The organism is Nocardioides sp. Root190, from assembly GCF_001428565.1.
Taxonomy (GTDB): Bacteria; Actinomycetota; Actinomycetes; order Propionibacteriales; family Nocardioidaceae; genus Nocardioides.
Window position 1 is genome coordinate 111,452 of the sequence record NZ_LMIA01000001.1, and the last position, 14,827, is coordinate 126,278.

Consider the following 14,827-nt stretch of genomic DNA (forward strand, 5'->3'; position numbering starts at 1 on the left):
CTTCCACCATGGAGCTCACCACCGTCTGGTTCATCCTGATCGCCGTCCTGTGGATCGGCTACTTCGCCCTGGAGGGCTTCGACTTCGGGGTCGGCATGCTGCTGCCCGTCCTGGCCCGCAACGACACCGAGCGTCGCGTCATGATCAACACGATCGGTCCCGTCTGGGACGGCAACGAGGTCTGGTTGCTCGTCGCGGGCGGCGCCACGTTCGCCGCATTCCCCGAGTGGTACGCCACGCTCTTCAGCGGGTTCTACCTGCCCCTGCTGATCATCCTGGTCGCCCTCATCGTGCGCGGCCTCGCCTTCGAGTACCGCGCGAAGCGCGACGACGCACGCTGGCGGGCCCGCTGGGACCTGTCGATCATCATCGGGTCCCTCCTGCCCTCTGTGCTGTGGGGTGTCGCCTTCGCGAACATCCTGCGGGGCGTCCCGATCGACCACGACCTCGAGTACGTCGGCGGCTTCTTCAACCTGCTCAACCCGTACGCGCTGCTCGGCGGATTCACCACGCTCGGCCTGTTCCTCACCCACGGCGCCCTCTTCATCGCGCTGAAGACCGACGGCGAGATCCGCCACCGGGCCCGCAGGCTCGCCGTACCCACCGCCGCCGTCACCGCGGTCATCGCGGTCGCCTTCCTCGCCTGGACCCAGGAGCAGAGCGGGACGGTCGCCTCGGCCGTCAGCTTCACCGTCGCCGCGGCGGCCCTCCTCGGTGCCGGTGCCGCAGCCTGGGCCGGGAGGGAGGGCTGGGCCTTCGCCGGCACCTTCGCGACCATCGCGCTCGCCGTCGCCGGCCTGTTCCTCGCGCTCTTCCCGGACGTCATGCCGACCACGCTGGTCGACGGCACCAGCCTGACGACGACCAACGCAGCGGCCACCTCCTACACGTTGCGGATCATGACGGTGGTCGCTGCCCTCTTCACGCCTCTAGTGCTCGCCTACCAGGGGTGGACCTACTGGGTGTTCCGCAAGCGCATCGCCGTCCACCACATCCCGCTCGCCCCTGCTCCGGTGGACACGAGCGCGTGATGAGACCCGGCGACCCCCGTCTGCGCAGCATGCTGCGCCCCGCGCGCACCAGTCTGCTGGGCGTCCTCGTCGCCGGCGGACTCAGCGGACTCCTCGTCCTCGCCCAGGCGTGGACCGTCACCGGACTCGTGGTTGCCGTCCTCCGCGGCAATGCACTCCTCCCGTGGGTGACCGCGGTGGTCGGCGTGCTCGCCCTGCGCGGCCTCACAAGTGCGGCAGGGGACCTCTCTGCCACCAGGGCCGCCGCGAACGTGGGCACGGTGCTGCGTCATCGCCTGGTCCGTGCAGCGACCGAGCAACGGGCCACGGCCGTCTCGACCACCACGGCGAGCGACGCGGCAGTGCTCGCGACTCGCGGGGTCACGGCCGCCGAGCCCTACCTGACCCGCTACCTCCCGGCGCTGGTGCTGGCGGTCCTCCTACCACCCCTCACCGTGGTCGCGATCGCGACGCAGGACCTGCTCAGCGCAGCGATCGTCGTGTCGACGCTGCCGCTCGTCCCGATCTTCGGGGCACTCGTGGGTCTGGCCACCCGGGACCGCGCCGAGGAGCAGTGGCGCGCGATGACCGCCCTGTCCGGCCACTTCCTGGACGTCGTACGAGGGCTGCCGACGCTGGTGGCTCACCGTCGGGCACGTGCGCAGTCAGCACGCATCGCCGAGGTCACCGACCACTACCGTCGCGCGACGATGCGCACCCTCCGGATCGCCTTCGCCTCCTCCGCCGTGCTCGAGCTCGTCGCCACCCTCTCCGTCGCCCTGGTCGCCGTCACCGTGGGCGTCCGCCTCGCCGGTGGCTCCCTGGACCTGCACACCGCACTGCTCGTGCTGCTGCTCGCTCCCGAGGCCTACTGGCCCCTGCGCCGCGTCGGCGCCGAGTTCCACGCCGCGGCCGAAGGAGCAGCTACCTTCACCGCCGCGCACGACCTGCTCACGACGGCCGGACCGGTCGAGGCCATCGACCGCCCCGCCCCTGTCGGTGCACCACTGGTTCTCGACCGCGTCCGCGTGATCCATCCCGGTCGCACCGTCCCGGCCCTGGACCTGGTCGACGTGGTCCTCCCGGCTCGCGGCGTCACCGCGATCACCGGGCCGTCGGGCTGCGGGAAGTCGACCATGCTGTCCGCCATCGCAGGTCTTGTACCCCTCAGCAGCGGCTCGATCAGCTCCGGTGGTCAGCAGGTCGGCGGTGTCTCCTGGCAGTCACAGGTCGCACGACTTCCCCAGCAACCGCAGTTCGTCGGAGGAACCATCGCCGACAACCTCCGACTCGCGCGCGCGGCAGCCGCGGAGGCCCAGTTGTGGGCGGCGCTGCGCGAGGTGGCCCTGGAGGAGCGGGTCCGTGACCTGCCTGCGGGACTGGACACACCACTCGGCGAGGACGGCGCGACCCTGTCCGCCGGCGAGCGCGCACGACTCGCACTGGCGCGCGTGGTGCTGGCCGATCGTCCCTGGGTACTGCTCGACGAGCCGACCGCCCACCTCGACGACCTCACCGAACAAGTCATCGCCGACACGGTCGTCGCGCTCGGGCGTCGCTCGGGCGTGGTCGTCGTCGCGCACAGCCCGCGTCTGGTGGAGGCCGCCGACCGAACCGTCGTGCTGCGGCCCCCCGTCGCAGAGACCACCTCCACCTCGACGCGACCCGACGGTCCTGCTCGTGGACGCGAGCCCGTCGCCCACGCCAATCCAATCGTCGCCCCCATGGGGCAGGACCGACCCGGCCACACCGGCCGGGCGCTCGCCAGCGCGACCGTCGTCGGAGCGCTGGCGAGCGCCTCCGGGGTCGCCCTGACCGCAACCGCCGGCTGGTTGATCGTCCAGGCCTCTACCCGTCCCGCAGTCCTCACCCTCCTGGTGGCTGTCGTGGGTGTCCGTGCCTTCGGGCTGGCACGTCCGGTCCTTCGCTACGTCGAGCGCCTGCTCGGCCACGACGCAGCGCTCCGGCTGCTGGCACGGAGGCGGGTCGAGGTGTACGACGTCCTCGTCCCGCTGGTCCCAGGAGGCCTGGACCGCCGTCGGGGGGACGTGCTTTCCTCCATCGTCGACGACGTTGACAGCGTCATCGACAGCAGGCTTCGGGTCAGGATGCCGCTGGCCCAGCTCGCGATGGTCGCCGTGCTGGCCACCGCCGTTGCCGCGTACCTGCACCCCCCGAGCTCTGTCTTCGTCGCGGCGGCGACTCTCGTCGGTGGGGCGGCGTACCTCCTCGCTCGCCACGGAGCCCGCAGGGCGGAGAATGACTTGATCAGTCTGCGGGCCAGCCTGTCGATCGACGTCGTCGAGGCGGTCCAGCTCGCCGACGAGCTGGTCATGTGGCAGCAGACGATCCCGGCTGCCGACCGCATCGCCGCGACGAGTGCGCGCATGGGCGCCGCGGCACGGGTCGCCGCCGGGTGGCTCGCGGCGGCTCGCGCGACCGTCCTCGTCGTGTGCGGCGGGGCCATGGCCGGCATCGCGCTCGTGGCAGCGGGGCCCGTCGAACGAGGCGACCTGTCAGGCCCCGTGATGGCGCTGCTCGTCCTCCTCCCCCTCGCGCTGGCCGATGTCGCCCTCCCCTGCGCCGACGCCGGCGTGGTCGCGGTGCGCGCCGCCGCAGCGGACCGGCGCCTGATGGAGCTCGAGCGCATCCCCGCGGCAGTCGCGGACGTGCCGGGCAGCGCGACGCCGTCCGGCCACCGGGTGGAGCTCGACCAAGTCTCGGCGCGATGGTCCCTGCGCGCTCCGACGACAGCACCGGTCTGCCTGCTGATCGAGCAGGGCGACCGCGTTGCCGTCGTGGGTCCATCAGGCTCGGGCAAGAGCACCCTCGCTGCCGTGCTGATGCGCTTCCTGGACCCGTGCTCGGGAAGGGTCAGCATCGGGGGCGCGTCCTTGCCAGATGTCGGCCCGGACGACGTACGTCGGATCGTGGGCCTCGTCGACGACCACCCCCACGTCTTCGCCACGACCGTGGCGGAGAACGTGCGGCTGGCCCGCCCCGACGCGAGCGACGCCGAGGTCGACGCCGCGCTGCGCGACGCCCGCCTCGGGCCCTGGCTCGACGCCCTGCCCGACGGTCTGCACACCTGGCTGGGCGCAGGACACTCCGCGGTCTCGGGCGGGGAGCGCGCCCGCCTCGGCATCGCCCGCACCCTGTTGGCGGACCACCCCGTCCTCGTCCTCGACGAGCCCACCGCCCACCTCGACCATGCGACGGCCACCGCTCTCGCCCGCGAGCTCCTCGGAACGGATCGGGGTCGGTCGGTCATCTGGATCACTCACGGAACGGCCGGCCTCGACCTCGTCGACCGGACGATCGCGCTGGAGGTCGCGAGCGTCGCGAGGGCCCAAGGTCCCGTGATTTCGAGGGCCTCGGCCCGTGGCCCGGACACCACCAGCAGCGGAGGCTGAGGACATGACGAAGACCATCAATCCGAGCAGCATCGTCGTCGCAGTCGACGGCTCCGACGACTCCCACCGCGCTGTCCACTGGGCCGCCGAGCAGGCCCACCGCGAGCGCCGTCCACTGTTGGTCGTGACCGCAACCGGTGCTGTCGACGTGCCGGCGATCGCCTGGGGCGGCATGGCCGCCGCCTACGTCTACCAGCCCCAGGAGCTGCTGGCTCGTGGGCAGGCGGTGGCCGACGAGGCGCTGGCCATCGCTCTTCACCTGTATCCGGCGCTCGAAGTGACGGCGACGGCGATCCTCGGAGATCCGCGCGTCGTCCTGACCGACGTCTCGCGCGACACTCACATGCTGGTGCTCGGATCACGCGGCCGCGGTGCCTTCCGCAGCAAGGTGCTCGGATCGGTGAGCGCCGCCGTCAGCCGTGACGCGGAGTGTCCCGTCGTCGTGTGCCGCCCGCGCGGTCGGGCCTCGGCCGACGGCGCAGGCGTCCTCGTCGGGGCGGACGGAACCGCCGAGTCAGTCCCGGTCCTCGAGCTCGCCTTTGCCCAGGCATCGCTGCTCGGTCGCCCACTGACCGTCATGCACACCCTCCTGGACGAACACGTCGGCTTCCGGGGCCCGGGCATGATCTCCGCGGGAGAGCCGGGCCTCGAGGAGCACCGCCTCCTCCTGTCCGAGAGCGTGGCGGGCCTCCGCCCCAAGTACCCCGAGGTCGAGACCGATCTGGTGCTGGCACGCGGACTCGCTGAAGAGTGCTTGTCGGACCGGAGCGGGACGTGGGACCTGATCGTCGTCGGTCGTCACCCGGTGGACACGCTCTTCCGCCTCGTCACCGGCGCCGTGGCGACGGCCGTCGTCGAGCGCGCCCACACGAACGTCATCGTCGTTCCCCAAGCCGACCCCCGGACCTGAGGGCTCGCGTCGTGGCACAGCACATTCCCTCCGGGAGCATCGTCGTCGCTGCCGACGGCTCCAAGCACGCTGACCGGGCGCTCTGCTGGGCCGCGACCCAGGCCTCCCTCGAGCACCGCCCTCTCGTCGTCCTCACCGCAGCCGAAGGCAACGCTCAGCGGATCAACCATGAGGCGGCACAACGCGCGTCCTCCTTGGTCACCCCGGGTACCGATGTGGTCGGCCTGGTCGCAGCAGATGATCCGCGCGCGGCACTGGTGGACCTCTCGACCGAGGCTCGCCTGCTGGTGATGGGATCCCGGGGGCGAGGGGCCGTACGCAGCCTGGTGCTGGGCTCCGTCAGCGCCGCAGTGTGCAAGCTCGCTTCCTGTCCCGTCGTCGTGTGCCGTCCCCACGAGGACCATGCCGGACTGGGCGTTCTTGTGGGCGTGGACGGAACGCGCGAATCGCTCCCGATCATCGAGTTCGCCTTTGCCTTCGCCTCCCTGAACCAGTTGCCGCTCACGGTCGTGCACTGCGTCTGGGACGTGATCGCGGCCGTGGCCGGTCTACGCAACGTGTCGGTGAACGACGTCGACCTGGGAGCAGGCGACGAGGCACATGTCCTTCTCGCCGAGACTCTCGCTGGATTCGGGGAGAAGTATCCCGACGTCCCCACGACCCTGCGCGTCACGCACGGCCTGGTCGACGACGTACTGGGGGGCCGTTCCTCGGCATGGGACCTGGTGGTCGTCGGTCGCCACCCGCCGGACACCGTCAACAGGCTGGTGACGGGTTCGATCGCCGTCGCGGTGGTCGAACGTGCCCACACCACGGCTGCCGTCGTGCCCGTGCCCGTCGGAGGGACGCCGAGATGAAGGAGCCGGCTTCAGCTCTCGTCGTCTACGAGTCCATGTTCGACAACACTGCCCGCGTTGCGGAGGCGGTCGCCCGCGGGTTGCGGCGAGGTGGACTCGAGGCCCATGCGATCCCGGTGACGTCGCTCGCATCGACTGGGCCGTTCGCCGTCGATCTGCTCGTCGTGGGCGCGCCGACCCATGCCTTCTCCCTGAGCAGGGCCCGGACCCGCGAGGACGCCGTCCGCCAAGGAGCCCCCGAGAATCGTGCGAAGCTGGGGATGCGCGACTGGATCCCGGGCGCGACGCCGAAGCGCTTCGGGACGGAACGCCTCGTGGTCTTCGACACCCGCGTCGCTCGGGTACGACGACTCCCCTCAGCCGCCGGTGTCACCGCAGCCCGCCTGCTGCGGCGGCGCGGCTTTCGCCTTCTGCGCAAACCGGTCGCCTTCCTCGTCGAGGGCACGCCGGGACCGCTGTGCAAGGGCGAGCAGGAGCGCGCAGAGCGCTGGGGCCAGATGATGGGCGCCGCCTGTCGCGGCGAGATGGCCGAGCGAACCGGGCCCCAGTGACCACCTCGAGCGAGCCGGAGACAACGGGACCGGCAGGGCCGGAAGCCCCTTCGAACGGGTGACTCTCGTACCTGACCGTGGATGCGGCGGCGTCCTACCGTGATGACATGTCCAGTTCCCCTCTGACCTACCGAGTACGAGCCCACGCCCCTGCCCACGGTTCGGCGTCCGTCCGTGCCGGCTCCAGCGAGGTCGCCCTCGACGTCGACTGGGGTCAGGCGCCCACGGGCGAACCCGGACCGGCCGAGCTCCTCGCGTCTGCCGTCGCCGCGTGCCTTCTCAAGAACCTCGCCCGAACCCGAGATCTCATCGGCTTCGACTACGACGACGCCACGGTGGAGGTCATCGCTCGCCGACAAGACAGTCCTCCTCGCTTCGTCGATGTCAGTTATTCCCTCGTCCTGAGCACTGCCGAGTCACCGCATCGGCTCGAGCTGGTGCATCGGAACCTGCGCAAATTCGGCACGGTCTACAACACACTCGCGGCGGTGTGTGACGTCCACGGCGAGCTCTCCGCCCGCGTTGCGACGCGTCACGTCCACTGTCTCTCGCAGGATGGGGAAGACTGAACCCGGAACACTCGCACTAGGGGTGCTGGCGCGGTTCGTAGGTCCCGGACGGCGTCACGATCGTGCCGGCGACACCGGCGAGGATCGACTCGACGTCATCCAGCGCACCGATGGCTGCCGTCCCGCCCGTCAGCTCGACGAAGCGACAGGCAGCGTCGACCTTCGGGCCCATCGACCCGGCCGGCAGGTCCAGGGCGCGCAGACCCGACGGCGTCTCGTTCCGGATCTCGGTCTGCCCCGGCTCGTTGAAGTCACGCATGACAGCAGGCACATCGGTCAGGACGAGTAGCAGGTCGGCATCGAGCGCCTCGGCCAGCACAGCACTGGTGAGGTCCTTGTCGACGACGGCCTCGACCCCGCGCAGGTCCCCGCCGCCGTCGCGGATCACCGGAACGCCACCGCCGCCGGCACACACGACGATCGCACCGCTCTCGAGCAGTCGTCTGATCAGGGGCGTCTCGACGACCCGCTGCGGTCGGGGCGAGCCCACCACACGACGCCACCCGTCGCCGTCGGGTCGCACGGTCCACCCCCGCTGCTCGGCGAGTCGTCCTGCCTCCTCGCGCCCGTACATCTCGCCGACGAACTTCGTGGGGTTCTCGAAGGCGGGGTCAGCGGCCTCGACGAGGGTCTGGTTGATGATCGCCGCCACCTGTCGGCCCTGAACGGCGTTCTCCAGCGCCTGCAGGAGCCAGTAGCCGATCATGCCCTGGGTCTGCGCGCCCAGCACGTCGAAGGGGTACGGCGTGCTCAGGTGTGGATCGGACGCACTCTGCAGGGCCAGCACCCCGACCTGGGGGCCGTTGCCGTGCGTCACCACGAGCTCGTGCTCTGCCGCCAAGGGCGCAAGAGCCGCGACCGCGCGTCGTACGTTCGTCTCCTGGACGCTGGCGTCCGGCTTCTGCCCGCGCTGGAGCAGTGCATTGCCTCCCAGGGCAGCGACGATGCGCACCTCAGCCCCCCAAGGTCGCGACGAGCACGGCCTTGATGGTGTGCATGCGGTTCTCGGCCTGGTCGAAGACGATCGAATGGCGCGACTCGAACACCTCGTCGGTGACCTCGAGCGCGTCCATGCCGGTCTGCTGGAAGAGCTCCTCGCCCACCTCGGTGTGGCGGTCATGGAAACCGGGGAGGCAGTGCATGAACCTCACCTTCGCATTTCCGGTGGCCCGGACCACGTCCATCGTGACCTGGTAGTCCCGCAGCAGCTCGATCCGATCGAGCCATCGCTCCTTCGGCTCGCCCATCGACACCCACACGTCGGTGTAGAGGAAGTCGACGCCGGCGACGCCCTCGGCGACGTCCTCGGTCTGGAGCATGCGAGCTCCGGTCTCCTCCGCGATGGCGTGCGCCTTGGCGGCGACGTCGTCGTGGTTCCAGAGCTCTCGCGGGGCGACGATCCGGACGTCCATCCCCATCATTGCGCCAGCGATCAGCAGCGAGTTGCCCACGTTGTTGCGTGCGTCGCCGAGGTAGGCGAAGGCGATTTCCTCGTCGTGCTTCCCGGCGTGCTCGCGCATCGTGAGCATGTCGCAGAGCATCTGGGTGGGGTGCCACTCGTCCGTCAGCCCGTTCCACACGGGGACGCCCGCGTGCGCGGCGAGTGTCTCGACGTTCGCCTGGCTCGACCCGCGGTACTCGATGCCGTCGTACATCCGGCCGAGGACACGGGCGGTGTCTTCCATCGACTCCTTGTGACCGATCTGCGAGCCGGCCGGGTCCAGGTACGTGACCCGGGCGCCCTGGTCGAACGCCGCGACCTCGAAGGCGCAGCGGGTGCGGGTCGAGGTCTTCTCGAAGATGAGAGCGATGTTCTTCCGGCTCAGCCGCGGTTGCTCCGAGCCGGCGTACTTCGCCAGCTTGAGCTCGGCCGCGAGGTCGAGCAGGAAGCGCCACTCCTTCGGCGTGAAGTCGATCTCCTTGACGAAGCTGCGGTTGCGGAGGTTGAAGGCCATGCCTCAGATCCCGTCCCGCTCGACGGGGCACGTCATGCAGCGTGGGCCGCCGCGTCCACGTCCGAGCTCGCTGCCCTCGATCGTGACGACCTCGACCCCGTGCTTGCGCAGGTGCGTGTTCGTCGTGACGTTCCGCTCGTAGGCCAGCACCACGCCGGGGCGGACGGCCAGGACGTTGCACCCGTCGTCCCACTGCTCCCGCTCGGCGGCACGCACGTCCTGGGTCGGTGTCAGCACCGTGATGCGATCCAGGCCGAGGGCGGCCGCGATCGTCTCGTGCATACCTTCGGCGGGATGCGCGGTGACGCGCAGGTCCTGCTCGTCGGCCCCGGGCTCGATGGTGTACGACGGCAGCATCCCCAGCCCGGCGTACTGGGTGAAGGTGTGGTCGTCGACCATCGTCATCACGGTGTCCAGGTGCATGAAGGCCCGCTTCTGCGGCATGGACAGCGCTACGATCCGCTGTGCGCTGCCGGAGGCGAAGAGCCGTCGAGCCAGCCGCTCGACACCCTGCGGTGTGGTGCGCTCACTCATCCCGACCAGGACGGCACCCCGCCCGAGCACGAGGATGTCCCCACCCTCGGTGGTGGCGGCTCCGCCTGAAGATCCCTCGGCCCACCAACGGAAGTCCTCCCCGCCGAAGTGGGGGTGCCAGCGGTAGATGGCCTCGTAGTGCACCGTCTCGCGCATGCGAGCCCGCTTGCGCATGGAGTTCACCGACACCCCGTCGAAGATCCACGCCGACGTGTCACGGGTGAAGAGGTGGTTGGGAAGCGGTGGGAGCAGCAGGTCGTCGACCGCCAGCGCCTTGATCAGCACCGAGCCCGGCTCCGGGATCCGTTCGAGCAGCTCCCCCTTGGTCATCCCGCCGATCAGGTGGGCCGTGAGCTCCTCCGCGGGCAAGGACGAGAACAGGTCGAACATCGCATCGACCGCCGTAGGTCCGTAGACCCGCTCGTCCAGCGTTCCCTCGAGGACGTGCTTCCTGGCCTCCGGCACGGCGAGGGTCTCGGAGAGCAACTGGTCCAGCAGGTGCACCTGCACTCCCTGGTCGCGAAGGGCCTCCGCGAAGGCGTCGTGCTCCTGCTTGGCGCGCTTGACCCAGAGCACGTCGTCGAACAGGTAGTCATCCTTGTTGGTCGGTGTCAGGCGCTTCAGCTCCAGGCCGGGTCGGTGCAGGATCGCCTGCCTCAACCTGCCCACCTCGGAGTCGACATGCAGCTTCATGGTCGTTTCCTCGCTCGTCATCACCTCTCGATCGTCGGGCGCCGGGCGCCGGAGAGAAGAGGGTCCTAGGTCCCGGGCGGAGGGGAACATCGGCACCTCTCCCGAGGGGCGCTGCAGTGGTTCGGTGAGGTCCTAGCCCGAGAAAGGGGCCTCCCATGACCACCTCCCAGAAGGCAGCACGTCTGATAGCCGGCAAGCCGGCGCCGACGGCAGAGCGCGAGTCGCGCTTCCGCTTCCCCAGCGCGTTCACCGTGCTGTTCGGGGTCACCGTCGCGGTGTGGCTGCTGACCTTCGTCGTCCCGACCGGGGTGTACGAGACCGACGCCGACACCGGCCGTCCCGTGCCGGGAACCTATGGCGGCACGGACACCGGCCTCTCCTTCGGGGACCGGCTGATGGAGCTCTTCCTTGCGCCGGTCAACGGTCTCTACGGCGTCATCAACCCGGAGGGCAGGATCGGCCCCTACGAGTCGGGTGAGCTGTACGGCGCAGCCGGCGTCTTCCTCTTCGTCATCGCCATCGGGGTGTTCATCACGATGGCGATGAAGACGGGCGCCATCGATAACGGCGTGGCGCGGGTCGCGCAGCGGATGAGCACGCGAGGCACGGCGCTGATCGCGGTGTTGATGGTGCTCTTCTCGATCGGCGGCACGACGGAGGGCATGGCGGAGGAGACCCTGGGCTTCTATGCCCTGGTGATCCCCCTGATGCTCGCACTGGGCTACGACCGCATGGTGGCCGCCGCGACCATCCTGGTGGGAGCGGGGATCGGGGTGCTGGCATCGACGGTGAACCCGTTCGCGACGGGCGTCGCCTCGGACTCCGCGGGCATCTCGATCGGCGACGGCATCGCCTTCCGCTTCGCGATGTACCTCGTGCTCGTCCCGGTCGCAGTGTGGTGGGTCCTGCGCTACGCGCGCCGCGTGAAGGCCGACCCCTCCCGCTCCCTGGCTGCAGACGTGGCCGGTGACGACGAGATGCGCGCCCACGGGCTGCGCGACGCCGTCCGGCTGACGGGTCGCGAGAAGACTGTCCTCGGCATCGTCGGCGTGACCTTCGCGTTCATGATCTTCGCGATCGTCCCGTGGGCACAGGTGGTCAACGGGCCCGAGGCCGCGAGCTTCGCCTGGCAGCTCGACTGGTACTTCCCCGAGCTGGCCGCGCTGTTCCTGGTGATGGCACTGGTGGTGGGCCTGGTCGGCGGACTCGGCGAGAAGGGCGTCACCGATGCCGTCGTCCGCGGCGCCGGCGACTTCATCGGAGTCGGCCTCATCATCGTGCTGGCGCGTGGCGTCACCGTCATCATGAACAACTCCGAGATCACCGGAACGGTCCTGCACGCGATGGAGAACACGGTGGACGGAACGTCCTCCGGTGTCTTCGGTGCACTCATGTTCCTGATCAACGTCCCCCTGGCCCTCCTCGTTCCCTCGACGTCCGGGCATGCGGCACTCGCCATGCCGATCCTCGCGCCTCTCGCGGACTTCGCCGGGGTGGAGCGGGCGATGGTGGTCACCGCCTTCCAGTCCGCGTCCGGCGTGGTCAACCTGATCACCCCCACCTCGGCGGTGGTGATGGGCGGGCTCGCGCTGGCCAAGGTCCGCTACGACCAGTACCTGCGGTTCGTCCTGCCGCTCGTCGGAATCCTGTTGGTGCTGGGCACGGCGTTCGTCGCAGCCGGCGCCGCTCTCTCCTAGTGGCACATGGACAGTCGAGATGACCCTCGCGTCGGAGCCCGTGGTAGGCATCCGTGGTCTCGTGAAGACGTTCGGATCCTTCAGAGCGCTGGACGGCCTCGACCTGACCGTCCGGCGCGGGGAGGTCCACGGGTTCCTCGGACCCAACGGCGCCGGCAAGTCGACGGCGATCCGGGTCCTGCTCGGGCTGCTGCGCAAGGACGAGGGCGACCTGATGCTGCTGGGCGGCGACCCGTGGGCGGAGGCGACGGCACTCCACCGCCGACTCGCCTACGTCCCGGGCGACGTCAGCCTGTGGCCGAACCTCACCGGCGGCGAGACCATCGACCTGCTGCTGCGCATGCGTGGGGTCGATCCCGCTCGATCACGCCGCGACGACCTGGTCGAGCGGTTCGGGCTCGACCCCACCAAGCGTGGTCGCGCCTATTCCAAGGGCAACCGGCAGAAGGTGGCGTTGGTCGCGGCCTTCGCGGCCGACTGCGAGCTCCTCGTCCTCGACGAGCCCACCTCCGGGCTCGACCCGCTCATGGAGCAGCTGTTCAACGAGTGCCTCGCTGAGCACACCGCCCGCGGCGCCACGGTGCTGCTCTCCAGCCACATCCTCAGCGAGGTCGAGCGCATCGCGGACCGCGTCACCATCATCCGTGACGGTCGCGTGGTCGAGTCGGGCGACCTGGCGGCGCTGCGCCACCTCCAGCGCACGAGGATCACCGCCCGTGTCAGTGGGCAGGTCCCTGACCTCTCGGCACTTCCAGGGGTGCACGACCTCTCCGTAGACGGGACCGAGATCACCTGCACCGTGGAGCAGGAGATGATCTCCAAGCTCCTGGAAGGACTCGCCGTGTGTGGGGTGGAGTCGCTGGTCAGCGGACCACCCACGCTGGAGGAGCTCTTCCTCGGCGCCTACCGCGGCTCGGACGAGTCCCGATGACCCGCCCAACGGGGCGGGCGCTGACGATCGACGGCCCCACCGCAGGAACCCTTCTGCTGATGCGGCTGGCACTGCGACGGGACCATCTCTTCGCGCCGCTGTGGATGGCCGCCCTGCTGCTCGTGTGCTGGGCGTCCGCCGCGGCCACGCCGGGCCTCTACCCCGACGAAGGCGTGCGGGTCCGAGCGGCTGAGGCACTCAACGCGAGCCCGGCGATCGTGGCGCTCTACGGTCCGGTGCTCGACACCAGCAGCGTGGGCGAGCTCGCGATGACCAAGATGACCGTGCTCTACGCGGTCTTCGTCTCCGTCCTCTTCATCGCCCTCGTCCGTCGGCACACGCGCGTCGAGGAGGAGAGCGGACGCAGCGATCTCGTCGCCTCAGCCGGCGTCGGTCGCTACGCGCCGCTGGCAGCCGGTGTGCTGGAGGGCTGCCTGCTCGCCGCGATCCTCGGTGTCCTGACCGCAGCTGCGAACACCGTCGGCGGGCTGGCCCCAGGGGATCGATCGTCTTCGGTGGCGTGTGGGCAGGCACTGCGCTGGTGGCCGTCGGGGTCGGCGCCGTCACCGCCCAGCTCGCGGCGAGCGCCAGGACGTGCGCGGCGTACGCCGCCGCCACCGTGGGCGCCTTCTTCGTGCTCCGCGCCGTCGGTGACACCGGCCCGGACTGGGTCAGCTGGCTCTCGCCGCTGGGCTGGAACACCCAGGTGAGCTCCTACTCGGGGCCGCGCTGGTGGCTGCTCCTCCTCTACCCGCTGCTCGGCGCAGCCCTGCTCACCGTGGCGTGGTCGCTGCGCACGCGACGCGACCTGGCCGCTGGCCTGGTCGTCGCCCGCGCCGGCCCGGCGACCGGCTCACCGCGGCTCGAGGGAGCCATCTCCCTGGCGCTCCGGGTGCACGCGACATCGCTCGTCCTGTGGACCGTCGCCTGCGCCACCCTGGGTGCTCTGTTCGGCATGATCACCCCCGGGATCGGCGACCTGCTCGACTCCACGCCCGCCCGGGCCGTCATCGACCAGCTGGGCGGTGCACTGGTGGCGGCGATCCTCTCGGTCATGGCGGTGGTGGTCACCTACTTCGCATCCACCGTCATCAACCATGCTGGCTCCGACGAGGACCGAGGACGCGCGGAGATGGTGCTGTCGACCGCGGTGAGCCGCGCTCGCTGGTTCCTGGCGACGATGACCCTCGCGCTTGTCGGCACCGGCTGGCTGCTCTCGGTCACGGGTGCGTCGATGTGGGCAGGGTACGTCGTCGCCGGCGGTCCTGGCGTCGGCAACATCTGGGTGGCGGCACTCGGCTGGGCGCCCGCGGTCTGGGTCGTCGTGGGCCTGTCGGGTCTCGGCCTCGCTGTCCGCCCGGCCGCAGCGGCCGCCGCGTGGGCATGGCCCGCTGGCTTCCTGGCCCTCACGCTGCTCGTGGACCTGCTCGACCTTCCAGGATGGCTCGGCCGGCTCTCGCCCTACTCCCACGTGCCTGCCATGCCGGCCGCGCGTTGGGACTGGGAGGTGGAGCTCGGGCTTGCCGCCGTCACCGTCGGTCTGGTTGCCGTGTCCACGGTGATCTTCGGCCGCCGAGACATCCGATGACGTCCACGAGGCGCACCGCCCCCGCAGAGGCAGGGCATCCCTGCGCCGCGTCGAGCGTGCTGCATCGAGGGGCCGAAGGTCCTGTGCCGTCAGGTCCCACGCCCGTCGTCACCCGACTC

12 protein-coding genes are annotated in these 14,827 nt (G+C 70.3%); 9 read left to right on the forward strand and 3 right to left on the reverse strand.

Annotated features, from left to right (window positions below):
- Nucleotides 1-8 precede the first annotated feature (8 nt).
- The 6 genes from cydB (at nucleotide 9) to ASE01_RS00585 (ending at nucleotide 7,310) form a co-directional block, all read left to right on the forward strand.
- Nucleotides 9-1,031 (forward strand): cytochrome d ubiquinol oxidase subunit II, encoded by a 1,023-nt coding sequence (cydB, locus tag ASE01_RS00560; protein WP_056747739.1) that lies wholly within the window; start codon nucleotides 9-11, stop codon nucleotides 1,029-1,031.
- Nucleotides 1,031-4,423: a thiol reductant ABC exporter subunit CydD gene (gene cydD / locus ASE01_RS00565; RefSeq protein ID WP_082605686.1), complete on the forward strand. Its 3,393-nt coding sequence runs from the start codon at nucleotides 1,031-1,033 to the stop codon at nucleotides 4,421-4,423. The genes cydB and cydD overlap by 1 nt, the downstream gene beginning before the upstream one ends.
- Before the next feature lie 4 nt (nucleotides 4,424-4,427).
- Nucleotides 4,428-5,333, forward strand: a complete 906-nt coding sequence (locus tag ASE01_RS00570; protein ID WP_056747740.1) for a universal stress protein — start codon at nucleotides 4,428-4,430, stop codon at nucleotides 5,331-5,333.
- Nucleotides 5,334-5,344: 11 nt separating this feature from the next.
- Nucleotides 5,345-6,190, forward strand: a complete 846-nt coding sequence (locus ASE01_RS00575) for a universal stress protein (RefSeq protein WP_056747742.1) — start codon at nucleotides 5,345-5,347, stop codon at nucleotides 6,188-6,190.
- The gene (locus ASE01_RS00580; protein WP_056747745.1) at nucleotides 6,187-6,741 is read left to right on the forward strand and encodes a flavodoxin family protein; all 555 of its coding nucleotides are present in this window, start codon (nucleotides 6,187-6,189) and stop codon (nucleotides 6,739-6,741) included. Before ASE01_RS00575 ends, ASE01_RS00580 begins: the two co-directional genes overlap by 4 nt.
- Nucleotides 6,742-6,818: 77 nt before the next feature.
- A complete protein-coding gene (locus ASE01_RS00585) occupies nucleotides 6,819-7,310 on the forward strand; it encodes an OsmC family protein (RefSeq protein ID WP_157537022.1) in 492 nt (163 codons plus the stop codon).
- Nucleotides 7,311-7,326: 16 nt separating this feature from the next.
- Here ASE01_RS00585 and ASE01_RS00590 read toward each other — a convergent pair whose 3' ends face one another.
- The 3 genes from ASE01_RS00590 to ASE01_RS00600 are packed head-to-tail and all read right to left on the reverse strand — an operon-like array spanning nucleotide 7,327 to nucleotide 10,492.
- Nucleotides 7,327-8,262 carry a carbamate kinase gene (locus ASE01_RS00590; RefSeq protein WP_056747749.1) on the reverse strand — a complete coding sequence of 312 codons (936 nt, stop codon included), beginning with the start codon at nucleotides 8,260-8,262 and terminating at the stop codon, nucleotides 7,327-7,329.
- A 1-nt stretch (nucleotide 8,263) separates the two neighbouring features.
- Nucleotides 8,264-9,265 (reverse strand): ornithine carbamoyltransferase, encoded by a 1,002-nt coding sequence (argF, locus tag ASE01_RS00595; RefSeq protein WP_056747751.1) that lies wholly within the window; start codon nucleotides 9,263-9,265, stop codon nucleotides 8,264-8,266.
- A 3-nt stretch (nucleotides 9,266-9,268) separates the two neighbouring features.
- Nucleotides 9,269-10,492 carry an arginine deiminase gene (locus ASE01_RS00600; protein ID WP_056747754.1) on the reverse strand — a complete coding sequence of 408 codons (1,224 nt, stop codon included), beginning with the start codon at nucleotides 10,490-10,492 and terminating at the stop codon, nucleotides 9,269-9,271.
- A 155-nt stretch (nucleotides 10,493-10,647) separates the two neighbouring features.
- Here ASE01_RS00600 and ASE01_RS00605 point away from each other — a divergent pair, with 155 nt between their 5' ends.
- The 3 genes from ASE01_RS00605 to ASE01_RS00615 all read left to right on the forward strand — a co-directional run bounded on the left by ASE01_RS00605 (nucleotide 10,648) and on the right by ASE01_RS00615 (nucleotide 14,708).
- Complete coding sequence (locus ASE01_RS00605) at nucleotides 10,648-12,189, forward strand: YfcC family protein (protein ID WP_056747756.1); 1,542 nt, start codon at nucleotides 10,648-10,650, stop codon at nucleotides 12,187-12,189.
- A gap of 19 nt (nucleotides 12,190-12,208) precedes the next feature.
- On the forward strand, nucleotides 12,209-13,120 hold the full coding sequence (locus ASE01_RS00610; protein WP_056747758.1) for an ATP-binding cassette domain-containing protein: 912 nt from the start codon (nucleotides 12,209-12,211) through the stop codon (nucleotides 13,118-13,120).
- A gap of 541 nt (nucleotides 13,121-13,661) precedes the next feature.
- Entirely contained in the window at nucleotides 13,662-14,708 is a 1,047-nt protein-coding gene (locus tag ASE01_RS00615; RefSeq protein WP_157537023.1) for a hypothetical protein, read from the forward strand.
- The last annotated feature ends 119 nt before the right edge of the window (nucleotides 14,709-14,827 follow it).